This is a genomic window from Pseudomonas sp. WS 5021 (assembly GCF_012985535.1).
In the GTDB taxonomy this organism is placed as follows: Bacteria; Pseudomonadota; Gammaproteobacteria; order Pseudomonadales; family Pseudomonadaceae; genus Aquipseudomonas.
The window spans coordinates 17,005-43,780 of record NZ_JAAQWP010000008.1 but is presented as its reverse complement, the minus strand read 5'-3'; the positions used below and the strand labels follow the sequence as shown (position 1 = coordinate 43,780).

Annotated in this window: 21 protein-coding genes; 15 read left to right on the top strand and 6 right to left on the bottom strand. The window is 63.2% G+C overall.

The window, feature by feature from the left end:
* Positions 1-14: 14 nt before the first annotated feature.
* Entirely contained in the window at positions 15-644 is a 630-nt protein-coding gene (locus HBO19_RS23360) for a LysE family translocator (protein WP_170043701.1), read from the bottom strand.
* A 159-nt stretch (positions 645-803) separates the two neighbouring features.
* Here HBO19_RS23360 and HBO19_RS23355 point away from each other — a divergent pair, with 159 nt between their 5' ends.
* The 15 genes from HBO19_RS23355 to HBO19_RS23285 all read left to right on the top strand — a co-directional run bounded on the left by HBO19_RS23355 (position 804) and on the right by HBO19_RS23285 (position 20,427).
* Positions 804-1,319, top strand: a complete 516-nt coding sequence (locus tag HBO19_RS23355; protein ID WP_170058399.1) for a sigma-70 family RNA polymerase sigma factor — start codon at positions 804-806, stop codon at positions 1,317-1,319.
* The gene (locus tag HBO19_RS23350) at positions 1,306-2,274 is read left to right on the top strand and encodes a FecR domain-containing protein (RefSeq protein WP_170058398.1); all 969 of its coding nucleotides are present in this window, start codon (positions 1,306-1,308) and stop codon (positions 2,272-2,274) included. Before HBO19_RS23355 ends, HBO19_RS23350 begins: the two co-directional genes overlap by 14 nt.
* A 98-nt stretch (positions 2,275-2,372) precedes the next feature.
* The gene (locus HBO19_RS23345) at positions 2,373-4,856 is read left to right on the top strand and encodes a TonB-dependent receptor (RefSeq protein ID WP_170058397.1); all 2,484 of its coding nucleotides are present in this window, start codon (positions 2,373-2,375) and stop codon (positions 4,854-4,856) included.
* A 400-nt stretch (positions 4,857-5,256) separates the two neighbouring features.
* On the top strand, positions 5,257-6,696 hold the full coding sequence (locus HBO19_RS23340) for an undecaprenyl-phosphate glucose phosphotransferase (RefSeq protein ID WP_170043700.1): 1,440 nt from the start codon (positions 5,257-5,259) through the stop codon (positions 6,694-6,696).
* Positions 6,696-8,159 (top strand): mannose-1-phosphate guanylyltransferase/mannose-6-phosphate isomerase, encoded by a 1,464-nt coding sequence (locus HBO19_RS23335; protein WP_170058396.1) that lies wholly within the window; start codon positions 6,696-6,698, stop codon positions 8,157-8,159. The genes HBO19_RS23340 and HBO19_RS23335 overlap by 1 nt, the downstream gene beginning before the upstream one ends.
* Entirely contained in the window at positions 8,159-9,070 is a 912-nt protein-coding gene (locus tag HBO19_RS23330) for a glycosyltransferase (protein WP_170043698.1), read from the top strand. The genes HBO19_RS23335 and HBO19_RS23330 overlap by 1 nt, the downstream gene beginning before the upstream one ends.
* A 6-nt stretch (positions 9,071-9,076) precedes the next feature.
* On the top strand, positions 9,077-9,898 hold the full coding sequence (locus HBO19_RS23325; protein WP_170043697.1) for a polysaccharide biosynthesis/export family protein: 822 nt from the start codon (positions 9,077-9,079) through the stop codon (positions 9,896-9,898).
* A 76-nt stretch (positions 9,899-9,974) separates the two neighbouring features.
* Positions 9,975-11,954, top strand: coding sequence for an exopolysaccharide transport family protein (locus HBO19_RS23320; protein WP_170058395.1), 1,980 nt, complete (start codon positions 9,975-9,977; stop codon positions 11,952-11,954).
* Entirely contained in the window at positions 11,954-13,132 is a 1,179-nt protein-coding gene (locus tag HBO19_RS23315) for a glycosyltransferase (protein WP_170058394.1), read from the top strand. Before HBO19_RS23320 ends, HBO19_RS23315 begins: the two co-directional genes overlap by 1 nt.
* Positions 13,132-14,472 (top strand): beta-xylosidase, encoded by a 1,341-nt coding sequence (locus tag HBO19_RS23310; RefSeq protein ID WP_170058393.1) that lies wholly within the window; start codon positions 13,132-13,134, stop codon positions 14,470-14,472. Before HBO19_RS23315 ends, HBO19_RS23310 begins: the two co-directional genes overlap by 1 nt.
* A 25-nt stretch (positions 14,473-14,497) precedes the next feature.
* Positions 14,498-15,712 (top strand): glycosyltransferase family 4 protein, encoded by a 1,215-nt coding sequence (locus HBO19_RS23305; protein ID WP_170058392.1) that lies wholly within the window; start codon positions 14,498-14,500, stop codon positions 15,710-15,712.
* Positions 15,703-16,806 carry a glycosyltransferase family 1 protein gene (locus HBO19_RS23300; RefSeq protein WP_170058391.1) on the top strand — a complete coding sequence of 368 codons (1,104 nt, stop codon included), beginning with the start codon at positions 15,703-15,705 and terminating at the stop codon, positions 16,804-16,806. Before HBO19_RS23305 ends, HBO19_RS23300 begins: the two co-directional genes overlap by 10 nt.
* On the top strand, positions 16,806-18,203 hold the full coding sequence (locus HBO19_RS23295) for an O-antigen ligase family protein (RefSeq protein WP_170043691.1): 1,398 nt from the start codon (positions 16,806-16,808) through the stop codon (positions 18,201-18,203). The genes HBO19_RS23300 and HBO19_RS23295 overlap by 1 nt, the downstream gene beginning before the upstream one ends.
* Entirely contained in the window at positions 18,200-19,021 is an 822-nt protein-coding gene (locus tag HBO19_RS23290) for an acyltransferase (RefSeq protein ID WP_170043690.1), read from the top strand. The genes HBO19_RS23295 and HBO19_RS23290 overlap by 4 nt, the downstream gene beginning before the upstream one ends.
* Complete coding sequence (locus tag HBO19_RS23285; protein ID WP_170058390.1) at positions 19,021-20,427, top strand: lipid II flippase MurJ; 1,407 nt, start codon at positions 19,021-19,023, stop codon at positions 20,425-20,427. Before HBO19_RS23290 ends, HBO19_RS23285 begins: the two co-directional genes overlap by 1 nt.
* An 888-nt stretch (positions 20,428-21,315) precedes the next feature.
* Here the strand turns inward: HBO19_RS23285 and HBO19_RS23280 are convergent.
* The 5 genes from HBO19_RS23280 to HBO19_RS23260 form a co-directional block, all read right to left on the bottom strand.
* Entirely contained in the window at positions 21,316-23,736 is a 2,421-nt protein-coding gene (locus HBO19_RS23280) for a TonB-dependent siderophore receptor (RefSeq protein WP_170058389.1), read from the bottom strand.
* 82 nt (positions 23,737-23,818) lie between these two features.
* Positions 23,819-24,778, bottom strand: coding sequence for a FecR family protein (locus tag HBO19_RS23275; protein ID WP_170058388.1), 960 nt, complete (start codon positions 24,776-24,778; stop codon positions 23,819-23,821).
* Positions 24,775-25,290 carry a sigma-70 family RNA polymerase sigma factor gene (locus HBO19_RS23270; RefSeq protein ID WP_169954793.1) on the bottom strand — a complete coding sequence of 172 codons (516 nt, stop codon included), beginning with the start codon at positions 25,288-25,290 and terminating at the stop codon, positions 24,775-24,777. The genes HBO19_RS23275 and HBO19_RS23270 overlap by 4 nt, the downstream gene beginning before the upstream one ends.
* A 129-nt stretch (positions 25,291-25,419) precedes the next feature.
* Complete coding sequence (locus HBO19_RS23265) at positions 25,420-25,974, bottom strand: DUF4174 domain-containing protein (protein WP_032862995.1); 555 nt, start codon at positions 25,972-25,974, stop codon at positions 25,420-25,422.
* 164 nt (positions 25,975-26,138) lie between these two features.
* Positions 26,139-26,771: a glutathione S-transferase gene (locus HBO19_RS23260; protein ID WP_169954794.1), complete on the bottom strand. Its 633-nt coding sequence runs from the start codon at positions 26,769-26,771 to the stop codon at positions 26,139-26,141.
* Positions 26,772-26,776 lie beyond the last annotated feature (5 nt).

The following is a 26,776-nucleotide window of genomic DNA, read 5'->3' as shown; positions in this document are numbered from 1 at the left end:
GAGGCATCTGCCATTTACAAGCTGCGCGGCATCACCGCCAGGCGCACGGCCAACACCGTCAGCACCGTGGCCAGCCCCCATTTCTGCAGGCCGGCGGTTCTTTTACTACCGGCGAAAAACCGGCTGATCGCCCCGCCAAAAACCCCCAGTACCGCGTGAAATACGCCCGCAATCAGCGTCAGGACCACACCCAACTGCACCAATTGCAGGGCAATGGGGCCGGCTTCGGGTTTGACGAACTGCGGCAGGAACACCATGAAAAACAGCAGCGCCTTGGGGTTGAGCAGGCTGTTGAGCATGGCCCGCATAAACACCCCGCCCAGGCGTACCCGCACAACTTGGGCGGTATCCAGGGACGGCTTTTTCTGCAAGGTCTTGAACGCCAGCCACAGCAGGTAGACCACCCCGGCATAACGAATCAGGTCAAACGCCGGGGGCCAACTAGCCACCAACGCGGTGACACCGGTAGCGGTGAGTGCGGTCAGCAGCAGGTCGGCCACCCCGATCCCCAACCCCGCCGCCACCCCACCGCGCCAGCCATAGCTCACGCCATGACTGATGACAAAGGCCATGTTCGGCCCGGGCGACAGCAGTAACAGCAGCACGGAACCAGAGAAAACCGCCAGGGTTGGGAGATCGATCATGCTCAACTCATCCGCCAGGGAAAACCCAAGATTAATCTCACCGCTCCCCCCGCGACCAGCCTCCAGGCACAGCACTTGAAGATAGGTGATTGCCCAATGCCACAGGCCACGTCTAGAATGCGAACCGTTATCAATTAAGACGCCTGCGCCAGGACGACTATGTCGAGCGAATACCCAGCGGATCATGCGGCAATCGGCCAGCTCTACCAGGCCCACCATTCCTGGTTGCGTGGCTGGTTGAAGCGGCGCACCGGTTGTCGCGAGCATGCCGCCGACCTGGCCCAGGAAACCTTCGTCCGCCTGCTCAATAGCCGCAAGCAGCACAGTTTGCTGCAACCCCGGGCCTACCTGAGCAGCATTGCCCGCAGCCTGATGATCGACCAGTATCGGCGGCGCGAACTGGAACGCGCCTACCTCGACAGCCTGGCCCATTTCCCCGAACACCAAGCCCCTTCGCCAGAAACCCGCCTGCTGATCCTCGACAGCCTGGAGCGCATTGACCGCCTGCTCGACCAACTCAAGCCACGGGTGCGCGAAGCCTTTTTGCTGGCGCAACTGGACGGCCTGACCTGCCCGCAGATCGCCCAACGCCTGGGAGTGTCCAAGGCCACCGTGGAGCGCGACCTGGCCAAGGCCCTGCACGCCTGTTATCGGTTGCGCTATGCCGACTGCTGACCCGCGCCTGGTGGACCAGGCCATCCAATGGATGATCAAGCTGCGCTTCAACACCACCGATGACGCCAGCACCGCCGCGTTTGAACGCTGGCTGGCCAGCAGCGCCGAACACCAACTGGCCTGGCAGCGGGTCGCGACGATGAATGATGATTTTCGCCATCTGCCCGCCCAACTCGGGCGCCAGACCCTGGACAGCGCGCGCCGACGAATCAGCCGCCGCGAGGGCTTGAAGCTGCTGGGCCTGGTGGCCGGGGCCGCCGGGTTGACCTGGCTGGGCCGCGACTACACGCCGCTGCCGGGGCTGCTGGCCGAGTACCGCACGGCCACCGGTGAGCAGCGCTGGATCAGCCTGGATGACGGCAGCCGTATCCAACTCAACAGCGCGAGCGCCATCGACACCGCGTTCAACCGCGAACGGCGCCTGGTGCAGCTGCGCCAGGGCGAGATGCTGATTGATACCGGCAGCGATGGTCGCTCCCCCAGGCCCTTCTGGGTACAGACCCACAACGGTTATCTGCGGGCCCTCGGTACGCGCTTTATGGTCCGCGAAGAACCCCAGGGCACGCTGCTCGCGGTGCAACAGGGCCAGGTCGCGGTGTTTACCGGGCAAGCATCGGGCGCTGCCCGGCAAGTCGTCGCGTCCGGCGAACAGGTGTTGTTCAACCGCCTCGCAATTTATCCGCCACCCGCCACCGGCCTCGACCCCTGGTCCTGGAGCGACGGCGTGATCAGCGCGCGCAATATGCGCCTGGATGACTTCCTCAGCGAACTGGATCGCTACCGCCACGGCGTGTTGCGTTGCAGCGAGGCCGTCGCCGGCCTGCGTGTGTCCGGCACTTATCAAGTGGGCGACACCGATCAGGTGCTGGCGTTGGTGGCCCAGGCATTACCGGTCAGTGTCACCTACCGCAGCCGCTATTGGGTCACGGTCACCCCGCGCACCGCCCGCTCCTGAAAAATAAATGAGGTGAATTCTCATTGCCGTTCGACCTGTAAGGAAAGGCCGATCAACAGGCCCGTTCTGTCCACTTCCTTCAGGAGCAACCCGCGGTCATGCAAGAGTTCCCCTCAAAAAAATCCCCCCTGCGCCAAGCCGTCAATGCCGCCCTGCTGGGTGCCTGCCTGGCAAGTGCCCTGCCCGGCGGCGCCCTGGCCCAGGAGCCGGCGCGCAACAGCCAGACCCGCGCCTGGAACATTGCCCCTGGCCCACTGTCCAGCGCCCTGGACCAATTCGCCCGCCAGGCCGGTATCAGCCTGTCTTTTGACGCCAACAGCGTGGCCGGCAAGCACAGCGCGGGCCTCACCGGCGCACTCGACAGCGAGCAGGCCCTCGGCCAACTGCTCCAGGACCAAGGCCTGCAAGCCCAGCGCCAAAGCGACAACAGCTGGTTGCTGCTCCCGTCGGTGGGTGAATCCGGCGCGCTGAACCTTGGCGCCACCACCGTCACCGGCGAACGCCTGGGGGCCACCACCGAAGGCAGCGGCTCCTACACCACCGGCGCGGTGACCATCGGCAAGGGCCAGCACAGCCTGCGGAAAACCCCGCAATCGGTGAGTGTGATGACCCGCAAGTTGATGGATGACCAGAACATCCACACCATCGACCAATTGCTGGAGCGCACGCCGGGGATCACCACCTACGAATCGCCCATGGGCGGCAAGTATTTCTATTCCCGCGGTTTCAAGATGCTCGGGCAGTACCAGTACGACGGCGTGCCGCTGGATATGGGCAAGGACTATGTCCAGGCCGACAGCTTCACCGCAAACATGGCGCTGTATGACCGGGTGGAAGTGCTCAAAGGCGCCGCCGGTATGCTCAAGGGTGCCGGCACCGCCAGTGGCGCGGTGAATTTCGTGCGCAAGCGGCCCCAGGACAAGCCCACCACCAGCCTCACGCTGTCGGCCGGCACCTGGGACAACTACCGCGCCGAAGTGGATACCGGCGGCCCGCTGAACGATAGCGGCACCGTGCGCGGCCGGGCAGTGGTCAGCCAGCAGAATCGCGGTTCGTACATGGATATTGCCAAGCGCCAGGACCAGGCCATCTACACCGCCCTGGACATGGATATCAGCCCCGACACCACCCTCGGTTTCGGCGCCAGCTACGAAGACGTCGACGCCACGCCGTGCTGGGGCGGCATCCCGCGCTACAGCGACGGCAAGAGCATCGGCCTGAGCCGCTCCACCTGCCTGGGCCAGTCCTGGAACGACTGGCAAAGCCGGCGCACCACGCTGTTCGCCGACCTGACCCACCACTTCAATGACGACTGGAAACTCAAGGTCAGCGCCGTCCACAGCCGCAACCTGCAAGACATCAAATACGCCGCCAGCGAAGGCACCGTGGCCTATGGCGATCCGGCCCCCACGGCCAACAGCTACGCCGCCCTGTTTGACTACGATCACAAGGACTATGGCCTGGACGCCTACATCGACGGCAAGTTCGAAGCCTTTGGCCTGGAGCATGAGCTGATCCTCGGCGCCAACGGCAGCCGTGGCAGCCAGGACGATGTGTACGCGATCCGCAACCTGCCCCAGCGCCAGACCATCTACCAGCCCAACCATCACTTCCCGGAGCCGGCCGACGACACGTTCTGGCCGAACATGTACCGCGGCGGCACGGTCAAGGAGACCGCCACCCAGTACGGCACCTACGCCACCCTGCGCCTGCGGCTGGCCGAGCCGTTGCTACTGGTGGTCGGCAGCCGCGTCAGTTGGTTTGAAAACCGCCGCCAGTCCAACAACCTGGCCTGGGGCGAGTGGAGCGTGCAGGATGCGCGCACCAAGGAAACCGGTGAAGTCACGCCCTTTGCCGCGCTGATCTATGACCTCAACGACAACCTCTCGATCTATACCAGCTACGCCGATATCTTCCAGCCACAAAGCTCCTACGCCACCGTCAGCGGCGCGGCCCTGAAGCCGAAGATCGGTGAGAACTACGAGCTGGGGATCAAGGGCGAATGGTTCGACGGGCGCCTCAACAGCTCCCTGGCACTGTTCCGCGCGATCGAGAAAAACGCTGCCGAGACCGACTACATCGCCCACTGCGGCACCTCGGCCGACGGCTTCTGCTACAGCGACACCGGCAAGGTCCGCGCCCAGGGCGTCGAGGCCGAGATCAGCGGCGAACTGCTTGAACGCTTGCAAGTCTTCGGCGGCTACACCTACACCCAGACCAAGACCCTGAACAATATCGACAGCCAGGCCGAGGGCCGGGCCTCCACCAGCTATGTGCCACGCCATATGTTCCGGCTGTGGGGCGATTACCAATTGGATGGTGCCCTGTCGAAATGGACAGTGGGCAGCGGCGTCAGCGCCCAAAGCAGCAACTATCGGGTCCAGACCATCAAGCTGGAACAACCCGGCTACGCCTTGTGGAGCGCGCGCCTGGCGTATCGGGTCGATAACACCTGGACCGTGGCGTTGAACGGCAACAACCTGTTCGACAAAAACTACTACCAGACCGTGGGGACCGCGTCCTGGGGTAACTTCTACGGCGAGCCGCGTAACCTCACCGTGAGCCTCAAAGGCGACTTCTGATCCCCATCCCTCTGTAGGGGCCGGCCAGCCGGCTCCTATCACCGTCAAAAAAGCTTTTCCTGCCCGGCAGGATAATTCCCGCTTTTGTTTCTACACTCCAAAAAGCCATCACTTATTCTCGATTAATCTGAGAATACCGCAAAATATGTCAACAAACCGTCATCACAAGAGTATCTTATGACACTAGACGGCTAGACTCATGGAAAAAGTCAAAACCTTGACGAGAAAATCAAAAGGAGCCATCATTTAGACATTACTTCGCAACAGCCTGCGCCCAGACAGGCAATTGCGCGTTACCCAGTGAAAGCAGTCGTTCGCCTTGCACCACTTATAAAGCAGACCTGCCTTATGGATGAGCAAACGAACAGGGAAGTCCTGGTGGTGTATTGAGGGATGATTTATGCGTGAGAAGTCGTCAGTCGACAGCCTGTTTCTGACTCGTACCGGTTTTGTTGAATTCTTTGTGGTTTTCGTCAAATTAATCCACGGCCTGACGGCAGTCCTGCCGGCGATGATCCTGTTGTTCTACCCGGATCCGGTCGATCCGCAAATGCGTGGTCACTACCTGGGCCTGCTGCTGTTTTTTGCGATCCTGACCATCATTCTGTTCCAGGCCCTGGGGGTGTACTCCGAGGACCTGTTCAGCAACCGCCTGCGTTTTCGCGTGATGTTGGTCGCGTGGATCTCGGCGTTTTGCATCCTGCTGTTCATGTACCAGATCCTGCTGCTGTTCCCGCAGTTGAGCCCGCGCAACCTGATGTTCTGGTTCAGCCTGAGCCTGATCCTGTTTGGCGTGGAACGCATCCTGATGCTGCGCCTGTATCGCAACCTGATGAAGAACGGCAAGTTCCTGCAGCGCACGGTGATCCTCGGCTTTACCGACACCGCCATCCATGTGGCCGAACACCTGTCGCGCAACAGTGACATCCGCTCCGGCCTGATCGGTTTTATCGACGACCGCACCGAACGCATCCCCAAGGAATTGAGCAACCTGCCGTTGCTGGGCAACACCCGCGACCTGGAAAAACTGATCAGGTCCGAACAGGTCAACCAGGTGATGATCACCCTGCCCTGGGCCGCCGAGCAGCGCATCAACGGGCTGGTCAAGCGCCTGCGGCAGATGTCGGTCAACGTCATGCTGGTGCCGGACATGGCCGCCCTGCGCTATGGCCATAACCGCATCACCGATGTCGGCGGCATCCTGATGTTCAACACCTCGCAACTGCCGCTGCGCGGTTGGTCACCCTTTATCAAGCGCTGTGAAGACCTGCTGTTGGCCAGCGCCGGCCTGCTGCTGTTGTCGCCGATCATGGTGGTGACCGCCATTGCCATCAAGCTCGACTCCAAGGGCCCGGTGCTGTTTCGCCAGAAGCGCTACGGCTATAACGACAACCTGATCCGGGTGTTCAAGTTCCGCTCGATGTACGTCGACCAGAGCGATTTCAACGCCGAGTGCCAGACCACCCGCCGCGACCCACGTATCACCCGTGTCGGGCGAATCATTCGCAAGACCAGCATCGACGAGCTGCCGCAACTGTTCAATGTGCTGCTGGGCAATATGTCGATGGTCGGTCCGCGCCCCCATGCCACCGCCACCAAGGCCGCCGGGATTCCGTTCGAGGAAGCCGTCAGCGAGTACAGCTCGCGGCACCGGGTCAAGCCGGGCATCACCGGCTGGGCGCAGATCAATGGCTACCGGGGTGAAACCGACACCCTGTTCAAGATCCAGAAACGGGTTGAATACGACCTGGAATACATCGCCAAATGGTCGGTGTGGTTTGACCTGTACATCGTTTTCATGACGGTCCCGGCCGTCCTTTCCACCAAGGAAGTCTATTGATGAACACCCTCAACGGATTGATTCCCTGCATCATCTCCGGTGGCTCGGGCACGCGGCTGTGGCCGGTTTCGCGGCAGAACATGCCCAAGCCGTTCATGCGCATGCGCGACGACCAGAGCCTGTTGCAGAAAACTTTCCTGCGCGCCAGCCGCCTGCCGGGGGTCGACAGCGTGCTGACGGTGACCAACCGCGACCTGCTGTTTCGCACCCTCGACGATTACCGCGCAGTCAACACCGCCCACCTGGGCCTGGATTTGCTGCTGGAACCGTTCGGCCGCAACACGGCTGCGGCCATCGCGGTCGCTGCCCTGCATGTTGAGGAGTTTTTCGGCGACGATGCGCAATTGCTGGTGATGCCGGCCGACCACCTGATCCTCGATGAAAACGCCTTCGCCAAGGCCGTGGCCCAGGCCCGCGAATTGGCCGAAGCGGGTTACCTGGTGACCTTCGGCATCCAGCCCGACCGCCCCGAGACCGGCTTTGGCTATATCGAACAAGGCCCGGCGCTGGCCCAGGGTTTCCGTGTCCAGCGCTTCGTCGAAAAACCCGACCTGGCCACCGCCCAAGGCTACCTCGACGGCGGCAAGCACCTGTGGAATGCCGGGATGTTCTGCTTCAAGGCCGCCACCCTGCTCGAAGAGCTGGCGACCCACGCCCCGGCCGTGTTGGACGCAGCCAAGGCGGCGCTGGAACACAGCACCAGCCTGCAGAACAGCAGCAGCCGCCAGCGCGAACTGAACCCGCAAGGCTTTGGCACCGCGCCGGACATCTCCATCGACGTGGCCCTGATGGAGAAATCCGCCCAGGTTGCCGTAGTGCCGTGTGACATCGGCTGGAGCGATATCGGCTCCTGGGAAGCCCTGCGCCAGCTGACCCCCAGCGACGACAACGGCAACCAGATCAATGGCGAAGCGATCCTGCACGACGTGCACAACTGCTATATCGACTCGCCCAAGCGCGTATTGGGCGCGGTCGGGGTGCGTGACCTGATCATCGTCGATACCCCCGACGCCCTTCTGATTGCCGACGCCAACCGCAGCCAGGATGTGCGCCATATCGTTGCCGAACTCAAGCGCCAGAATCATCCCGCGTTCAGCCTGCACCGCACCGTCACCCGGCCCTGGGGCACGTACACGGTGCTGGAGGAAAGCACGCGCTTCAAGATCAAGCGCATCGTGGTCAAGCCCAAGGGCTCGCTGTCGTTGCAAATGCACCATCACCGCAGCGAACACTGGGTAGTGGTCAGCGGCGCGGCAATGATCACCAATGGCGAGCGCGAGATCCTGCTCAACATGAACGAGTCCACTTATATTCCCGCCGGGCACAAACACCGCCTGACCAACCCCGGCATCATCGACCTGGTGATGATCGAGGTGCAGAGCGGCGAATACCTGGGCGAAGACGACATTGTGCGCTTCGATGACATCTACGGCCGTGCGCCCGCCAGCGAGCCCAAGCCCTGATGCGTACGTCCCTGATCATCCCGACCCGCAACGCCGCCGGCCACCTCGACCGGCTGCTGCCGGCGCTGCGCATGCAGACCCTGCAACCCGACGCAATGCTGGTAGTGGACAGCGCCTCGAGCGATGACACGGTGGCGCGCTTTCGCGAGTTTGGCGCGCGTGTCGAAGTGATCGCCGCCCGCGACTTCAACCACGGCGGCACCCGGCGCTGGGCCAGCGAGCACGTGGGTGGCGATGCGCTGATCGTGATGACCCAGGATGCGATCCCGGCCGAGCCCGAGACCTTCGCCAACCTGCTCGCCGAGCTGCAACAGGACCCACTCAACGGCGTCGCCTATGGCCGGCAGCTGCCGCACCCCGGTGCGGGAGTGCTGGGCGCGCAGTCGCGCCACTTCAACTACCCGGCCCACAGCCGCAGCAAAAGCCTGGCCGATGCGCCGCAGTTGGGGATCAAGACCTGCTTTAGCTCCGATTCGTTTTCCGTGTACCGGCGCAGCGCCCTAGAGGCCGTGGGCGGCTTTCCTGCCGATGTGATCGGCAGCGAAGACGCCTACGTCGCCGCGCGCCTGCTGCTGGCGGGCTGGAAGGTGCAGTACGCCGCCAGCGCCCGGGTTTATCACTCCCACGATTACCGACTCATGGATGAATTTCACCGCTACTTCGACATTGGTGTGTTCTACGGTCGCGAGCCGTGGATTCGCCAGGCGTTTGGCGACGCCGGCGGTGAAGGTAAACGCTATGTACTGGCCGAATTACGTGCCTTGCGCGAGGCCAACGCCTTGCACCGCGCCCCCGAAGTGGTGGTGCGCAGTGCCTTTAAATTGCTGGGCTATCGCCTCGGCCACCTTGAACGCTACCTGCCCAAATCGCTCAAGCAGCGCCTGGGCATGTTTTCCACCTACTGGACTTGAGCCGTCATGAAGACTACCAACCGACGTTCCCGTCTTACCCTGTTCAGCCTGTTGAGTGCCTCGATCTGGCTGGCTGGTTGTTCGACCCCTGCGCGGGTGCCGCTTCCTGACAACAACACGCTCAAGGCCGGCCACCAGGCGGCGCTGACCTTGGCCGACCTGCCGCCCCCGCAGGTGCTGATCCAGAGTGGCGACCTGTTGCGCATCGTGCGCGATGCCCAGGAGCCAGCGGCGGCCGACGACATGACGGTATTTGTCGTGCGCCCCGACGGCGTGATCTCCATCCCCAACATCGGTCGAGTCAAGGCGGCATTGCGCACGCCGGAAGACCTGGGCAAGGAAATCACCGACAAGTACAAGCGCATCTACCGTGAACCGGCAGTGACGGTAAACATCGCCAGCGCCCCGAGCAACAAGGTGTTTATCGGCGGTGCGGTGCCGAACCCGGCGTTTTTCGACCTGGCGGGTAATGTCAGTGTGGAGCAGGCCTTGCTCAGCTCCGGCGGCGTGCTGGCCTCGGCGGACGCCTCCAACGTGGCCCTGATGCGTACCGGCCCGGATGGCAAGTACAAGACTTACTTCATCAGCTTGAACAGCATGCTGACCGATCCCAATCACCCTCGGGTGGCCCTGCAACGTGGCGACCTGATCTACGTGCCGCAGTCGGGCATCGGCGCCACCGTGGAAGCGGTGGACATGTACTTCACCCGCCTGTTCCCGATCAACAAGGGCATTGGTGTGGGCTTGAACTACGACCTCAACGACAGTGGCGTGAAGAACAGCGGCAACACCATCTACAACAACCCAGTCATCAACGCAGGCCAATGATTATGGACCAGGCTTCGTATCACTCGAACCGACTGTTCCCGTCTGGCGTACACCACATATTCAATGGAGTGATCCTGTGATCGAAATCCGCTCTCTACGCGACCTTTTGCGGCTGTTTTTCATCTTCCGCCGCGAATTCAAACTGGCCGTGATCACCACGATTGTGGTGGCCGTGTTGGGTGCCTTCCTGTTGCCGGCTCGCTACGAGTCCGACGCGCGCTTGCTGGTCAAGCCAGGACGGGACAACACCACGTTGCCGATCGAAGCCGCCAACCGCCAGACGCTGATTGCGCCCAGCACCCAGCACGACCCGATCGTCGATGAGGAGAAGATGCTCACCGGCCGGCCCATCGTGCATATCGTTGCCGAGCGCTACCTGGCAATGACGTCCGAGCCGCCACAGGGCTTCTGGAAAGTCACCAAGTTCTACGTCAAGAAAGCCGCCGGTGAAGTACTGGATGCGGTGCGCAGCGTCCTGCAATTCGTCGGCCTGGCCGAGAAGCAAAGCCCGCTGGAACGCCTGGCGACCAAGCTGGAGAAGAACTTCGAAGCCGGCCACGAACCGGGCTCCTCGGTGATCGAGATTTCCTTCACCTGGGATGATCCGGTCATCGCGCAGAAAGTCGTCGAGACCTGGGTCGATGCCTACCTCGAAGAACGCGCACGGATTCTTGGGCGCAAGAGCCTGCACACCTTCTATGAAGCCGAGCGCACCAAGGTCGCCACCAATATCCAGGGGCTCAAGGATCAACTGCAGGGCCGCTTGAAGCAGATCGACTCGATCAGCGTAGACGCGCGCCTGAAAAACCTGACCAACCAGATCGACCGCGTCACCGACGCCAAGGTCACCGCACAAAACCAGATCGCGGGGATCCGCAGCTTCCTGGCCAACGCCAGCCAGCAGATCAAGAACCAGCCAGCGGAAGTGGTGACGGCCCGGGAAACCAGCCTCAACCCGACCCAGCTTGACCTCAAGCGCCAGCTCAATGCCCTGCAAGTGGAACGCGCGCGCCTGCTGCGCACCTACCTGCCGGGCACGCCGCAGGTCAACCAGATCGAGCAGAACATCCGCGACATGCAAGACCTCAGCGCCCAGGAAGCGACACGCCTGGAACGCTCGCAAAACACCGCGCCCAACAGCCTGGTAATCAACGTCAAGCAACAGATCATCGATGCCCAGTTGCAGGAGCGCAAACTGGCCGGGGAAATCGAGAACTACGAGAAGACCCTCGCCGAACTGCGCGCCCAGCGTGACCAGGCGATGACCGATGAACCTGAGCTGAACAAGCTGACCCAGCAACTGCGCACCGCCGAGAAAAGCTACGCGCTGTACTCGGAAAACCTCGAACAGGCGCGCATCGACCACGAGCTGGACAGCAGCCAGATCAGCAACATCGCCCTGATCGAGCACGCCACCCTCAACCCGGCGCGCGTGTTTCCCAAGAGCCTGCTGATTCTGTTGTTCACCATTCCTGCCGGCCTGGCCGTCGGCTTGCTGACCATCTACGTGCTGTACCTGCTGGACCAGCGCATCCACGATGGTGCGCGCTTGCAGGAAGTGTTCGGTGTACCGCTGTGGAGCAGCATTCCCGATGTGCAACACGCGACGCCGGCAGCCCTCACCGCCAGCATCTATCGCCTGTACAGCCTGCTACCCGCCGAGCGCATCGCCAGCGAGGGCTTTGCCCTGGGCCTGACCTCGGCACGGCATGGCGAAGGCGTGAGCTTTATCATCGAGCAACTCAAGCGCCTGCTCGAAGAGCGCGGCCACCGGGTCTCGGTCAACGGCACCGAAGCGCCGAAGCCCGGTGAAGTGTTGCTGCTGGACGCCTCGGCCCTGTCGTCCAACCCGCAGGCGTTCCTCACCCTGCGCCGCGCCGAGCAGATTGTGCTGGTGATCGAAGCCCGCACCAGCACCGTGCCGACCATCGAGAACGCCCTGTCGCTGCTGACCACTGCGTTCGGCAAAGTCGACGGGATGATCCTCAACCGCCGCCGTTTTGAAGTGCCGGCCAATGTCCTGGCGCGGATCAACAGCTGGCGCGGTGCGGCCTGATGCGCATTGCGCTGCTGGCGCCGCTGCCGCCGGAGCAGACCGGGATCGCCGACTACGCTGCGCACTTGCGCAGCGCGTTGCGCGAGCAGGGCCTGGAGGTGCTGACGCCTCTGGAAGGCTGCCTGGACCTGACGCAACAGTTGCAGCGCCTGCAAGCCTTTGACTGGCGCGGCGTGGACCTGGTCCATGCCGAGCTGGGCGGCGGGCGCTTTGCCGAGTTCCAGGCCCTGGATTACTTGCGCCGGGCCCAGCCGCAACTGCCGCTGACCGCCACCGTACACGACCCGGAACGCCTGATCTGGCGCCGGGCCAAGCTGTTTTTCCCGCTGACCCTGCTCGAACGCCTGCCCCACCCGCTGCCCCAGGCCGCGGCGCTGCTCGCCGACCCATTGACCCTATACGAAGAGCGGCGCCTGGCCAAAAGCATGCGTCGCCTGATCACCCTCACGCGCCTGGGGGGCGACTGCCTGCGCCAGCGCATGGGGCTAAGACCTGAGCAAGTGGCAGTGATTGCCCACGGCAACCTGCCCATCGCCCCCGTGGCCTTGCCGCCGTTGCAACCGTTGCGCCTGCTGTATTTCGGCTTTATCTACCGGGGCAAGGGCATCGAGGACCTGCTACAGGCCCTGGCCCGCTCCCTGGCCGCCCACCCGCAATGCCGGGGCCAGGTGCGCCTGACCCTGGCCGGGGGCACCGCGCCCGAGATGACCTTCGACCCGGCCGGCAACTACCTCGATGGCCTGCGCCAACTGATCGCCAGCCTGCAACTGGGCGATGTGGTGGACTGGCAACTGGACCTGCCCTCGGCCGATATTCCCCACACCATCCAGGCCCACCATGTGATGGTGCTGCCGTACCGCGAATCGAAAAAACTCGGATTCCTGGGGCAGATGCGCGGCACCAGCGGCGCGCTGTCCTGGGCCAACGCCTGCGGGCGCGGGGTGATTACCTCCAATGCCCGCGCCTTCGCCGAAGAAGTCGCCGGGGGCAATGGCATCACCTATCAACAGGGTGATATCGCCTCGTTGAGCGATGCCCTGAACCGCCTGATCCTCGACCCGCAACAGGCCCGCCAGTGGGCCGACCACGCTGCCGAGATCGGCCGGCAGCGCCAGTGGTCCAGCACCGCCCAACGCTTTGCCGAGATGTTCCAGGCCGCAGTCAAGGAGCCTTTGTGATGAACACTTCGTCAACTCGCCGGATGTGGCGCTACCTGCCACTGGTCATTGCAATGGCCGTGGGCGGCGCACTGCTGCTCAGTGAAAAGGTCGACGCGGAGCCCGTGAACCTGGCGCCCCAGCGCACTGTGGAGTGGCGCGAGTTCTTGGGGGTGAACGCGCATTTTCTGTGGTTCAAGCCCGAGCAGTACCAGAAGCAGATTCGCCAATACCAGAAGCTGGGGCTGGACTGGGTGCGCGTCGACCTGCACTGGGACCGCCTGGAGCCCAAGGAAGAAGATTACCAACTGAGCACTTTCGACGAACTGGACCGCACCCTGACGGCCGAGAAGATCCGCTCGGTGTTCTACCTGGTGGGGTCGGCGCCGTTCATCACCACCGCTCCCAAAGGCGCAGAATTCCAGGACCAATACCGCCCGCGGGATGCCAGCGTGTATGCCCTGCGCCTGGCCCTGTTGGCCAAGCGCTACCCGAACATCAACGCCTGGCAGGTGTGGAACGAACAGAACCTGCCGAACAACTGGCGCCCGCAAGTGAATGCCGAGGAATACGCGCGCTTGCTGCTGGCCAGTCACCAGGCCCTGAATATCGCCGCACCAGACAAGATCCAGGTGATGGGCGGCATGGCCTACTACAGCCAGATGCCGCCGCGTGGCAAGACCCTGATGTTCGAAGCCCTCGGCGCGCTGGGCGTACAAACCCTGGGCATGGTCGCGGCGTATCACCCGTACTCGATGACCCCGGAAACCGACGAACCGGGCAAGAACGAAGTACTGCTGCGCGGCGACCAACTCAACGCCGTGCTGCACGGTGCCGGGGTCAAGGATGTGTGGGCCACCGAGTGGGGCTGGTCCAGCTATGCCGGGCCCAAAGAGATGCAGGACCTGATCGGCGTCGACGGCCAGGCCGATTTCACCTTGCGCCGCCTGGCGTTGATGGCGTCCCAGGACTACCAGAAGATTTTCCTGTTTGCCCTGTCCGACCTGGATGAACGGGCCTCCGTGCGTGACCAGCACTACGGCCTGCTGGACCTCAACGGCGAACCCAAGCCAGTCTACAGCGCCCTCGCCCGCTTCCTCGAGATCACCGGGCCGACGCTCAAGCCTGGGGTCACCCCCGCGCTTGCAGACGTACCCAAGACTTTTTACAGCGTGGCCTGGACCCGCGAAGACGGCAAACACCTGTTGATGTACTGGAGCGCGCAAGGCACCAGCATCACCTTGCCCAACGTACAGCACGCCGAGCTGCTGGACCCGCTGACCGGCGCCCGGCAGACCCTTAACGATTACAACGGCATTCGCCCCGTGGTGAAACCGTCGTTGCAGATATTGGTGTGGTAGCACGCCCAGGCATGGAGAGCTGCACGTGAGAATCCTGTGGATTGTGCCCTATCTGCCGTGGCCGATGACCAGCGGCGGCAAGACCCGGCAGTACCATTTGCTGCGCACCTTGAGTGAGCGCGGGCATCGCATCACTTTGCTGGTGCAATCGAAAACCCCGGCCGACGCCGCCGTGCACGCCGCCCTTGAGCCTTTGCTCGAACGCCTGATCGTGGTGCCGCGCCGGCCGCTGAAACACCCCATGACCCTGCTCGCCGGGGTATTTGCGCCCTGGCCGCTGCTGACCACGGTCAACGGCCTGTCGCCGGTGTTGCAGGCGCGCTTTCGCGAACTGCTGGACGAAACCTGGGATGTGATCCAGGTCGAGCATAGCTACAGCCTGCAACCGTACTTCACGCTCTTGCAGCAGCAAGCGCGGAATTTCGTGCTCACCGAACACAACCTGGAATCGAGCCTGGGCGGCGCCACCTATGACCGCTTTCCAAAATGGGCCGCACCGTTCGTGCGCTACGACCAATGGCGTTGCCAGCAGTGGGAACGCAAGGCGTTTGATGCTGCCTGCCATGTGGTGGCCGTGACCCAGGCCGATGCCCAGGCCATCGGCCAACTGACCGCTACACCGGTGAGCGTGGTGGTCAACGGGGTCGACAGCCGGGCCTTCAGCGACGTCAGCGCCGACCCGCAGAGCCAGCGCCTGTTGTTTGTCGGCAACTACGAATACGCGCCGAACCTCGACGCAGTGCAGTGGTTGCTCGACGACATCTTCCCCCGGGTCTGGTTGCAATGCCCCAACGCCCGCCTGGCGGTGGCCGGCTTCGGCTTGCCCGAACACTGGCGCGAGCGCTGGCCGGACGAACGTATTGAGTGGCAGGGTTTTGTCCCCGACCTGACGGCCTTGCAACGCCGCTGTGCAGGTTTTGTCGCCGCGCTGCGCCATGGTGGCGGCTCCAAGCTCAAAGTGCTGGAAGCGATGGCCGCCGGCCTGCCGCTGGTGAGTACCGCCCAGGGCGTGTCCGGGCTGGCGGTCGAGGCCCAGGCACACTACCTGGCCGGCGAAAGTGCCGAGGCCCTGGCCGATGGGATTGTGCGCCTGCTGGACGAACCGGCACTGGCCAGCCAACTGGCGGATGCCGCGCGGGATTACGCGCGCAACTATCACGACTGGGCGGTCGCCGGTAACGAACTGGAGCAGATCTACCGCACCTTGCCAACCCATCAGGAGCCCCAAGCATGCGCGTAGCCCTGGATTACCGCCCCGCCACGGTCGCACCTTCGTCGGGCATCGCCCGCCAGGTGCTGGCCCTGGAGCAAGCCTTGCGCGCACGGAACAACACTGAAGTGGTGCTGTTTACCGAGGCGCCCCTGGATCATCCCCAGCGCGCCACCGCGGTGTGCCCGGCGTGGGCCAGCCCCCTGGAAGGCCTGCAACGGCCCCAGGTACGACTGCGCTTTGAGCGCGGTTTTTTGTCCCGGGAAATCCACCAACAGCGGATCGACCTGTACATCGCCACGGCCAACATGGGCCTGCCCCTGTGCCGCAAACCCGCCGGCACCCGCTATGTGCTGGTGCTGCACGACCTGTTTCAACTGACCCACCGCAACTTCCATCGCTCCCGCCTCAAGGCCCTGGCCTACCGCCTGATCGACGGCGCGTCGATTGCCTGGTCGGTGTGGCAGGCGGACCGGGTGTGGTGCCCGTCGCAGTTCTCGTGCGATGAAGCCGCGCGCCTGTTTCCCTGGGCGCGGGCCAAGTTCCGCGTGTTGAATAACCTGGTGCCGGAGTTCACCGATGCACCCGAGCCGCTGCCCGCAGGCATTCCGGCGCGCTACTGGCTGGTGGTGGGCACCCGCGAGCCACGCAAGAACATGGCGTTTTTCCTGGAGCAATGGCAAGCCAGCCGCGCCCAGGACCCGAGCGTGCCGGACCTGGTGCTGGTCGGCCACGCCAGCGATGTGCCGGCGGCCCTCGGCGAGTTGCCTGGCCTGCATTGGCGCAACGGGCTGTCCGATGGCCAGTTGCAGGCGCTCTACCGGCATGCCGCGTACCTGTGGCAGCCTTCCTATGCCGAAGGGTTTGGCTTGCCGGTGGTGGAAGCGCTGAGTGTCGGCACACAGGTTGCGGTGGCCCGTGGTTCGGCCCTGGATGAAGTGGCGCCGCCCACGGCGCCGCGCTTTGCACCCGACGACGCCCTGCAACTGCAAACATTGATGGTGTCACTGGCTGCACCTGGGGCCACGGTCGACCCCCAATTGCAACGCACATGGGCCCGGCAATTTGCCGAACCGGCCTATCGCCTGCGCCTGGATAAACTGCTCAAGGAATTGAACCGCTAATGCTGCCAGGAAAACTCGTTAGTCTGCTCCTGGGCCTGGTCTTCGGGGGCTTGCTGTTGGCACTGCCGCCGATGAAGGTCTTCATGATCGTGGTCGGCGTGGGCGTGGCGCTGACCCTGATCCGCAAACCGTTGTGGGGCTTGCTGATCTTTGCCGTCTTGGCCACCAGTATTCCCTACACCACCCTGCAACTGGGGATCCGCACCACCATCAGCGAAGCGGTGCTGGGCCTGACCTGGGCCGGGGTGTTCTGGCAATCGTTTATCGGCAAGACCCGTGGTTTCATGGTCTGGCGCCCCACGGAGCGGGCGTTGATGTGGCTGATGCTGTTCAGCACCATCCCGTTTATCTGGGGCATGCTCATCATCCACGCCGAGGGCAACGGCCCGGTGAACTGGGTGCGCTGGCTGATGAACCTGTCGCTGCTGTTTATCGTGCCGCTGCTGCTGCGTACCGATGCCGACCGCGACAAAGTGGTGGTCGCCCTGCTGCTGGGCAACCTGGCGATGCTGTCGCTGTCGATCTTCATGTTCCTCAAGACGCGCAACGCGATGTCGATGATCGATATTCTCACCGACCTCAAATACGCCCACCCCGAGGCGGTGAAGGACATCTTCTCGGCTAATTACAAGCGCATGGCCTCGCCCTGGGTCCACCCGAACCTGACCGGTGGCGTGCTGGTGCTGTTTATCCCGCTGGCGCTGTTCTACGGCTGGACCCGCACCGGCTGGCGCCGCGCCCTGGGCCTGGCAGTGGCGGTACTGGGTTGCGCCGGCCTGCTGTTGAGTATCTCCCGGGGCGCGATTGTGGCCCTGGCGCTGATCCTGATCTGGCTGACCTACAAGCGCGTGCCTCACAGCGGGCGGATCATCGGCATCGGCGTGGCCTTTGTGATCGCCCTGGTGCTGTTCTATCCGCCATTGCAGGACCGCTTGATGACGATGTTCTCGACCACCAACGCCAGTACCGAGATCCGCTTCGACGAGTACGCCGGGTTCCCCGATGTCATGGCCAAGTACCCGCTGGGCATCGGCTTCAAGATCGACCCGCCGGTGCCGGGCAGCAACCTGCTGGGGATTTCCAACCTGTGGCTGAACTTCATCTACAAGATCGGCGTTCCGGGGATGCTGTTGTTCATCGCCATCACCGTATTGTGGTGGCGCGAAGTGCGACCGCTGGGCATGGTGCGCAAGGTCACCGCCGACAACGCCCTGTGGCTGGGCTGCGTATGCGGTGTGCTGGCGGCGCTGCTGACGGGGATTTTCGACCACTACTTCAGCTTCACCTTCGTATTGATCGCGCTGTTCTGGCTGTTGATGGGCATCAGCCTGCAACAGGTGCGCCTGAGCCCGACCATTACCGCTCCTGTTTGCGTACCAAAGGATGACCGACCATGAAACATCGCACTATTCACTCCCCCGACCTGCGTGACCGCCTGCCCGCCCTGGCCAGCGAACTCGGCGTGAGCCTGCAAGACCTGCAGGACGGCCTGGCCTGGTGCCTGGCCAACGAGGTGGTTTTTGAAGAGGGCGAAGGCGAGAACAAGCGCTTCTGGATGACGTCCTTCGATGTGGAGCCGACCATCGAGCATCCGGTGGCACGTCGGCTGTTCCATCGAATGAAACAGGACATTCCGGCACAGTTTCTGCCGATCTATGGCAAGAACTGGCCGACCCTCAAGGACCGCTGGCGCAGCGCCTGGGACATGGCCTACAACATCCTGATCAACAAGATCCCCAGTCACCACATCCGTATCGGCTGGCTGCGCCTGGGCGGCGCGAAAATCGGCAAGGGTTCGAGCCTGTGGCGCAACACCGAGGTGCTGGGCATCCACAACCTGAGAGTCGGCGACGACACGGTGATCGGCTGGCATTGCCAGGTGGATGCACGCTCTGGCCTGGTGATCGGCAACCATGTGGCGATTGCCTCCCATGTGCTGATCATCGCCGGCAGCCATGACTTGCAGGCACCGGAGTTCTGGTCGATTTCCGGGGCGATTTATATCGACGACTATGTGTGGATCGGCAGCCGTGCGCTGATCGGTTTTGGCACCCATCTGTGCGAAGGCTCGGTGGTGACTGCCAATACCGTGGTGGCGAAAACCGTCGCGCCGTACAAAATTGTCGGCGGCACCGGTGCCAAAGTCATGGGCGAACGCGTTCGCGGGCTGAACTACAAGGTGGGTGGCAAGGGCCTGTTCACCCTGTTCCACTGATGTTTGGCAGCACCCTGTGGCTGACCCTGGCGACGCTGGCCGGGCTGGTGGCCGGCTTTGCCCGGGAATGGCTGCTGGTGGCCGCCTGGGGTGCGGGCAGCCGCAGCGACGGGTTCCTGGTGGCGGTGTTTTTGCCCGAGGCGCTGCGCATGACCCTGGCCGCCGGCTTGCTCGCCGCCGCTGCCCTGCCCCTCTATCAACAGCGTGATGCACAACGCCAGCAAGCCTGGCTGGCCAGCCTGTCGCCGCGCCTGCTCGGCGTCGGCCTGGGCCTGTTCGCCCTACTGGCACTCGGCGCGCCACTGTGGGTACGGCTGATCGGCCCGGGGCTGGACGCCGCCGCCCACGACCAGGCTGCCGCCAATCTGCGCTGGCTGGCCGCCTGTGCGCCGGGCTTGGTGATGCATGGCCTGTTCAGTATTCCGTTGCAGGCGCGCCAGCGCTTTGTGCTGCCGGGGCTGGGCTCGCTGCTGTTCAACCTGCCGCCGGTGCTGTACCTGTTTATCCGCGGCACGGCCAGCGACAGCGCGGAACTGGCGATGTGTTTTTTTGCCGGCAGCGTATTGATGTGCCTGCCGCTGCTGGCGCCGGTCTGGTCATTCGGCTGGCGCCCCTGGCAGGTCCGGGGCGATGCCCAGGCCGGCCGCGAACTGCTGGGGCGTATCGGCCCGCTGTTGGCGAGCAATGTCGCCAGCCAGGGCCTGGCGTTGCTCGAACGGTTGATCGCCAGCTACCTGGGCGAAGGCGCGGTGACCTGGGTCAACCTGGCGCGCAAGCTGATCAACCTGCCGCTGATCGCGCTGATGAGCCTTAACCAGGTATTGCTGGGGATGATGAGCGGTGAGCAAGGCCAACAACGCCTGGCACTCCTGCGCCGTGGCCTGGACGCCGCCACCTTGCTGAGCCTGCCCGCCGCCCTCGGCCTGATTGGCGCAAGCCCAGTGCTGATTCACCTGCTGATGCCCGCGCAAAGCGCCGACGGCCCGCTACCCGCCCTGCTCGCCTGGTTCGCTACGCCCCTGGTATTCGGCGCCTGGAACGCCATGCTCGCGCGCTATGCCTACGCCAGCGGCGATACGCGCCTGCCGCTCAACTGTGAACTGCTGGGCAGCCTGGTCAATGCCGGCCTGCTGGTCTTGCTGCCGTACTTCTTCGGCCTGCCAGGTATCGCCTTGGCGGCCTTGGGTGGGGTGATCGTCACCAACCTGCTGCTGATGCAACGCCAACACCTGCTCGGGCAACTGAGCTGGCCGTTGCAGTGGGGCTTGAGTGTGGTGTTGCTGGGAGTCGCGGCACTGGTGCTGCACCCGCTGCATAACGATGGCTGGCAGCTGGGGTTGAGTACCTTGGCGGGCATCGTGGTATTGGCAGGGTTGGGGCTGTGGTTCAAGCCGTGGAAGGCGTGAGCTGCGAGGGCGGTGTGTCAGCTAGCGGAAATGGCGCCTGAACTACCGCTATCGCGGGCAAGCCCGCTCCTACAAGGGATCTCAGTTGGGCTTAGGATTTTTGCCACACCGCAGATCAAATGTAGGAGCTGGCTTGCCTGCGATGGCGGTGTGTCAGCTAGCAGAAATGGTGCCTGAACTACCGCTATCGCGAGCAAGCCCGCTCCTACAAGGGATCTCAGTTGGGCATAGGATTTGTGCCACACCGCAGTTCAAATGTAGGAGCTGGCTTGCCTGCGATGGCGGTGTGTCAGCTAGCGGAAATGGTGCCTGAACTACCGCTATCGCGGGCAAGCCCGCTCCTACAAGGGATCTCTGTTAGGCATAGGATTTGTGCCACACCACAAATCAAATGTAGGAGCTGGCTTGCCTGCGATGGCGGTGTGTCAGCTAGCGGAAATGGTGCCTGAACTACCGCTATCGCGGGCAAGCCCGCTCCTACAAGGGATCTCAGTTGGGCATAGGATTTGTGCCACACCGCAGATCAAATGTAGGAGCTGGCTTGCCTGCGATGGCGGTGTGTCAGCTAGCGGAAATGGTGCCTGAACCACCGCTATCGCGGGCAAGCCCGCTCCCACAGTGGGGGCTCTGTTGGGCTTAGGATTTTTGCCACACCGCAGTTCAAATGTGGGAGCTGGCTTGCCTGCGATGGCGGTGTGTCAGCTAGCGGAAATGGTGCCTGAACTACCGCTATCGCGGGCAAGCCCGCTCCTACAAAGGATCTCTGTTGGGCATAGGATTTGTGCCACACCACAAATCAAATGTAGGAGCTGGCTTGCCTGCGATGGCGGTGTGTCAGCTGGCAGAAATGGTGCCTGAACCAGCTCCCACAGGGGGTCATGGGTGGGTCTAGAAGTCGTATTTGACGCTGGTCATCAGGTTACGCGGTGCGCCGTACATCCCGTGGTTGCCGGCATAGCTGAAGTACTCGCGGTCAAACAGGTTGTTGAGGTTGACCGAGGTGCTCAACTGCGGTGTCACGTCATAGCGCAGTAGCAGGTTGGTGATGGCGTAGCTGCCCTGGCTGAACGTGTGCAGGTCTTCACCGACTTTGCTCTGCCAGTTCACCCCGCCCCCCACGGTCACTTTGTTCAACGCGCCCGGCAGGCGGTAGGTGGTGAAGGTCTTCAGGCTCTGGCGGGGCAAGGTGGTGACGATGCGTTTGTCGTCGGCATCGGTACTGACCGCATAGGCATAGCCCGCAGAGGCTTGCCAGCCTTCAGCCAATTGACCGTTGAGTTCCAGCTCGACGCCCTCGGTGGTGGTGCCCTTCTCGTTGCGGTAGGTGTTGCCGCCCGGGGTGTCGATCCAGATCGCCAGGTTGTCCTGCTCCAGCTTGAACAGCGCCAGGCTGGTGTTCAACTGCTCGTCGAAGAAGCTGCCCTTCAAGCCAAGCTCGTAGCCCTTGCCTTCCATGGGCTCCAGGGCCTTGTTGTTGATATCGCGCACCCAACTGGCCTGGGGATTGAAGATCTTGGTGTAGCTGGCGTAGGCCGACCAGTTGTCGGTCAGGTCGTAGACCACGCCGGCGTAGGGAATGTACACGCCGGTCTCCGATTCATCGGTGCGGGTGGCGACGCCGCCATAGGGGCTGTCTGCGGTTTCGCGCTTCCAGTCGATGACCCGGCTGCCGAGGATCACACTCAGGTCGTCGGTCATGCGCAGGCGCGTGCTCAGGTAAGCAGCGTACTGGCTTTCATCCACCGAGGATTTGCCGGTCACCGGGAAGTCCGGCTTGGCCGAGTGCCCGTCCCAGTTGAACAGGTTGTCGATGGCGCCCGCCGGGGAACCGGAATACGCGTAGTTCCAGCCGCCATGGCTGGGCACGTTTTCCTTGTACTTGGACAGGGTCACGCCAGCGATCAACTCGTGCTCGCGGCCCAGCAGGCTGAACGGGCCGGTGGCGTACAGGTCGAGGTTGTCCTGGCGCGGCGTACCGGAGAAGCGCACCGGCAACTGCGTGGTGCCGCTGCCATCGCTGTTGAGGCTGCCATTGACGTAGTTGAACACCTCATCGAACTTGTTTTGCGAATGGGTGAACTCGGCCTTGGCGCTCCAGCCGCTGTCGAACTTCTGTTCGATGGAGGTAAAGAAACTGGTCTGTTCATGGTCGTTATAGGACCAGGCCGGTGCGGTATTCAGGGAACGGCTGAGGTTGCTGCGCGAACCGTCGGTAAAGCGCGTGGGCAAACCGGAACGCGCCGGGGCATCCACGTCGGTACGCAGGTAGCTGAAACCCAGGGTCAGCAAGGTGTCTTCGCTCAAGTCGAATTCCGTGATGCCGTACAGCAACTGGGTTTGCTGCTTGTAGCGGTCGACCCAGGCATGTTCGCTCTTGTAGTCGGCCACCAGGCGCCCGCGCACATTGCCGGTTTCGGTCAGCGGGCCGGACACGTCCAGGCCACTGCCGTAGCGGTCCCAGTTGCCCGCTTCAGCGGTGACACTGGCCCGCGCCTCGGCCGTCGGGCGCTTGCGGATCAGGTTGATGGTGGCCGAGGGGTTGCCCATGCCGCTGATCAAGCCGGTGGCGCCGCGCACCACTTCCACCCGGTCGTACATCGCCATGCTCTGGGTGTAGTTGTCCATGCGCGTGACGGTGGGCACGCCGTCGATTTCGAAGTTCTGGATCTGGAAACCCCGGGAGAAATAGCTATCGCTTTCCGAACCCAGGCCATCACGCAATACGATGATGCCGGGGGTGGCATCCAGGGTATCGGACAGGTTGGTCAGGCGCTGGTCATCCAGGCGCTGGCGGGTCATGACGGTCAGCGATTGCGGGGTTTCCCTGGGCGTCAGGTTCAGGCGCGTGGAGCTGCTGGACGACTGCGTGGTGTAGGAACCGGTGCCTTCGGTGGTCGACCCCGGCGCCTTGCCGGAGATCGACACGGTGCCCAGTTGCAATGCGCCGTCGGTAGGCCGGGGCTCCAGGGAGTAGTTATCGCCACTGCCACGCACGGCTTGCAGCGAGCTGTTGCTGAGCAGGATCGCCAGGCCGCTGTCGAGGTCATGCCGCCCTTGCAGGCCCGGGCTGGTCTGCCCTTGCGTGAGGGCGGCCGGATAGGACAGCAGGATCTGCGTGGCCTGGCCAAACTGGTTCAACGCGCCGGCCAGTGAGCCTGGGGCGATATCGAATTCCTGCTGTGGCGCGGCCATGGCCCAGGCCGGCGCCAGCAACAACGGCGCAGCCACGCCGAAGCTGGCGATGCCACGGACGACGGTCACGGCCAGTGATTTTTTCAGTGTTGCCCGGATGGTGCGTTGCGGGTGCATGCCCTGTTCCCCAGATAAGTGAGTGTCTGGGGATATAAGTCTCGTGAGATTGGGAAACGGACCACAGGCATGCAAAATAAATTCATACCTGTGCCCGACGCGGTTTCAGCGTGACCCAGTACCGCGTGAAATGCTGCACATCCAGCTTGAGGGTCTGTTGCAGCGCCACCAGAATGCGGTCGGTGTCGGCCAGTGGATAGGTGCCAGACACGCGCAGTTCGCGCACGCTCGGATCACAGTCCAGATGCCCGCGCCGGTAGCGGCTCAATTCATTGAGGAAGTCTTCCAGGCGCAGATCCTCGGCGACGATCATGCCGCGACTCCAGGCCAGTTCGCCGGCGCGCTGGGAGCGCCGCGCCAGCAGGGTCTGCGGGTCAAAGCTGATGATTTCGCCGGGAGAAAGGCTCAGGTTGCGCGCTGGAATCTGCGCCGCCAGCGGCTGCTGGTCAGCCCCCAACTGGGTAAAACCATCGCGCTGGCGCACGCTGAAGCGCCCGCCCGTGGCGTGGGTCAGGCCTTCGGCGGTTTTCACCCACAGCGGGCGGCTGTCCAGCGGGTTGGGCAACACCAGGATCTCCCCGCGCAGCAGATGAATCTGGCGCTGGTCGGGGCCGTAGTTCACATCGACAGCAGTGTCGGTGTTGAGCTGGATTTGGCTGTTGTCCGCCAGGTCGATGCGCCATTGCTCACCGACCGAGGTGCTGAAATCGCAGGTCCAGGGTTGCAGCAGGCCGGCGTCCCGGGCGGTCCATGCCACACTGCCGGCGGCCAGCAACAGGGCCAGATTTTTCAGCACCCGGCGCCGGGACATCACCGGCAACAGGGTGGCGCTGACCAGCGCCTGGTGCGCCGGGTCGCGCACCTCGTGCATACGCTGGAAAAATCGCTGGGAATACTGCCATGCCTGCTCGTTGAGCGGGTCCTGCTGGCGCCACGCCAGCCATTGCGCGCGGGTCTGTTCGGTGACATCCGGCGCCTGTAACTCCAACTGCCAGTGCATGGCCTGCTCGGCGGCGTCCAGGGTCAGGGGCGAGGGATTCATGGGCGCTGGCTGTCGAGCACAATGCACTGCGCACCGGCCTTGACGATGTAGCGCTTGACCGTGGTGATGCTGGTGCCCAGGCGCTCGGCAATCTCGCCGTGGCTCAAGCCGTCGAGCTGCGACCAGAGGAAGGCCTGGCGCACCGGCAAAGCCAGGCGGCTGAGCACTTCGTCGAGAGCCATCAGGGTTTCCAGGAGTAGCCATTGCGTCTCGGCGCTGGGGGCTACCTCTTCGGGCAACAGCGCCAGGGCTTGCAGGTAGGCCTTTTCCAGCTTCTGCCGACGAAAGTGATTGGACAACACGCTCTGTGCGACCTTCGCCAGAAAGCTGCGAGGCGCCTGGACTTCCAGGGGTTGGTTCTTGGCCAGCAGGCGCAGGAATGTATCCTGGGCCAGGTCGGCGGCGCTCTGCGAGCAGTTCAGGCGACGCCACAGCCAGTGCTGCAGCCAGCGGTGTTGCTGCTGATACAGGGTGGCCAGGTCAGTAGGGCTTGTCGCAGGGTTCGGGGGCATGGAGGGTGCGCGCAGAAGGTAAGCCGTAAATGATAACGGTTATCATATGCTTCATGGCGCAATGCCTGCAAGTGGCATACAGCTTGTAGGGTTCGCTGGCACCTCCCCTGTAGGCGCCAGCGAGGAGCATCAATCTTCCAGTGGTTGCGGCGCGTGCTTGCCAGGCTTGGCTTTGGCGCCAGGTTTGCCCGCTGCCGGGGCGGCGGGTTCCGGCTCGGCGGGGGCGGCGGCTTCTTTTTCTGCCATGGGCATCTTGTCGACAGCCGCAAAGAACTCTGCAAGGTCAAGGGTATCGGGGGGCACGGTCTTTTCGACTTTCTTCTCGCCATCCTTGCCCACCAGGATCACTTTGGTGCCGGCACTGGCGCCAAGCTTCAGGGCGCGGATCAGCGCGTTGGTGTCCTGGGCGCCGAGGTCCTTGCCGTCACGCTGGCCGACGGTGCCGATGCTCGTGTAGTTCACGGTGTAGAGCACCATGTTGCGCTCGGTGAACTTCTGTTTGTTCTCAGGCTGTTCAAGGTCTTTCTTGAGCTGGACCTGAGTCGGGTCAATGGAGCTGGGTGCAATCACGATCAGCGGGCGGAATTTGCCTTGATCCTGTTCCAGCGGGCCTCGGTTATCCGCAGCCAACAACGGCCCCGTAAACGCCATCAAGGTAGCCAGGGTCAGCGACCGGACGAGCATGCGTACCTCCTTCCAATTCCATGCAGAGTTTTTGAGTTTCATGTCTGCGACAGTCAATTTCAAGGATGATTCCTACGCGACTATCAGAAAGAGTAGGCCAGGACGCCCGCGACGCAAGGGCTTGAGGCGCTTCGGGGCTCATTGTTTCTTCTGATTGCCAAGGCTCACTGCCCGGGCCAATCCGGCCAGTGCCAGGCGAACACCGGGGCCACCTGCGGGTCGGCATCCACCTGCGCCAGGGCCTGGGCGCACGCGGGGTGGGAGTGTTGCAGGACGTCGCGCGCACCCTCCCAGCGGGACACGGCCGCCGCCATGATGCCCAAGGCATTGGGCAGGCCCTGCGGGGTAAAAAGTTGCCCGGCAAATTGCTCGGCAAACAACTGCCAGGTGCGGTGCAGTTTCTGCTGGGTACCTGCAATCAGTTGCGCCTGTACCGCCTCGTCGGCGTCGTCGAGAAAGCGCTGGGGGTAGTCGATGATGGTGATTGCCGAGTAGCAGTTGGCGGCGATATACACCAGGCCGCGAATGATCTGCGCACGGTTGCCGGACAGCAATCCGCTGGCCGGATACGCCAGGCCCAGGTGGATCAGGATCGCCGCGCTCTCCGTCAACACGCTGCCGTCGGGCAGTTGCAGGGTGGGGATTTGCCGCAGCGGGTTGATCTGCCCGAGGGCCTCCATCCCCGCCGCATCGCCCCAGGGGCTGGCATCGACCTGCTGCCACGGCACGCCGCAGCGTTGCAGAGCGATTTCGACGATGCATGAGCCAGAGCTTTGCGTACCGTAGAGCGTGTACATGGGCC

Bases quoted from the DNA above. Each gene is read 5' to 3' on its own strand.
- HBO19_RS23360 (WP_170043701.1), bottom strand. From the start codon at position 644: ATGATCGATCTCCCAACCCTGGCGGTTTTCTCTGGTTCCGTGCTGCTG.
- HBO19_RS23355 (WP_170058399.1), top strand. From the start codon at position 804: ATGTCGAGCGAATACCCAGCGGATCATGCGGCAATCGGCCAGCTCTAC.
- HBO19_RS23350 (WP_170058398.1), top strand. From the start codon at position 1,306: ATGCCGACTGCTGACCCGCGCCTGGTGGACCAGGCCATCCAATGGATG.
- HBO19_RS23345 (WP_170058397.1), top strand. From the start codon at position 2,373: ATGCAAGAGTTCCCCTCAAAAAAATCCCCCCTGCGCCAAGCCGTCAAT.
- HBO19_RS23340 (WP_170043700.1), top strand. From the start codon at position 5,257: ATGCGTGAGAAGTCGTCAGTCGACAGCCTGTTTCTGACTCGTACCGGT.
- HBO19_RS23335 (WP_170058396.1), top strand. From the start codon at position 6,696: ATGAACACCCTCAACGGATTGATTCCCTGCATCATCTCCGGTGGCTCG.
- HBO19_RS23330 (WP_170043698.1), top strand. From the start codon at position 8,159: ATGCGTACGTCCCTGATCATCCCGACCCGCAACGCCGCCGGCCACCTC.
- HBO19_RS23325 (WP_170043697.1), top strand. From the start codon at position 9,077: ATGAAGACTACCAACCGACGTTCCCGTCTTACCCTGTTCAGCCTGTTG.
- HBO19_RS23315 (WP_170058394.1), top strand. From the start codon at position 11,954: ATGCGCATTGCGCTGCTGGCGCCGCTGCCGCCGGAGCAGACCGGGATC.
- HBO19_RS23310 (WP_170058393.1), top strand. From the start codon at position 13,132: ATGAACACTTCGTCAACTCGCCGGATGTGGCGCTACCTGCCACTGGTC.
- HBO19_RS23300 (WP_170058391.1), top strand. From the start codon at position 15,703: ATGCGCGTAGCCCTGGATTACCGCCCCGCCACGGTCGCACCTTCGTCG.
- HBO19_RS23295 (WP_170043691.1), top strand. From the start codon at position 16,806: ATGCTGCCAGGAAAACTCGTTAGTCTGCTCCTGGGCCTGGTCTTCGGG.
- HBO19_RS23290 (WP_170043690.1), top strand. From the start codon at position 18,200: ATGAAACATCGCACTATTCACTCCCCCGACCTGCGTGACCGCCTGCCC.
- HBO19_RS23285 (WP_170058390.1), top strand. From the start codon at position 19,021: ATGTTTGGCAGCACCCTGTGGCTGACCCTGGCGACGCTGGCCGGGCTG.
- HBO19_RS23280 (WP_170058389.1), bottom strand. From the start codon at position 23,736: ATGCACCCGCAACGCACCATCCGGGCAACACTGAAAAAATCACTGGCC.
- HBO19_RS23275 (WP_170058388.1), bottom strand. From the start codon at position 24,778: ATGAATCCCTCGCCCCTGACCCTGGACGCCGCCGAGCAGGCCATGCAC.
- HBO19_RS23270 (WP_169954793.1), bottom strand. From the start codon at position 25,290: ATGCCCCCGAACCCTGCGACAAGCCCTACTGACCTGGCCACCCTGTAT.
- HBO19_RS23265 (WP_032862995.1), bottom strand. From the start codon at position 25,974: ATGCTCGTCCGGTCGCTGACCCTGGCTACCTTGATGGCGTTTACGGGG.
- HBO19_RS23260 (WP_169954794.1), bottom strand. From the start codon at position 26,771: ATGTACACGCTCTACGGTACGCAAAGCTCTGGCTCATGCATCGTCGAA.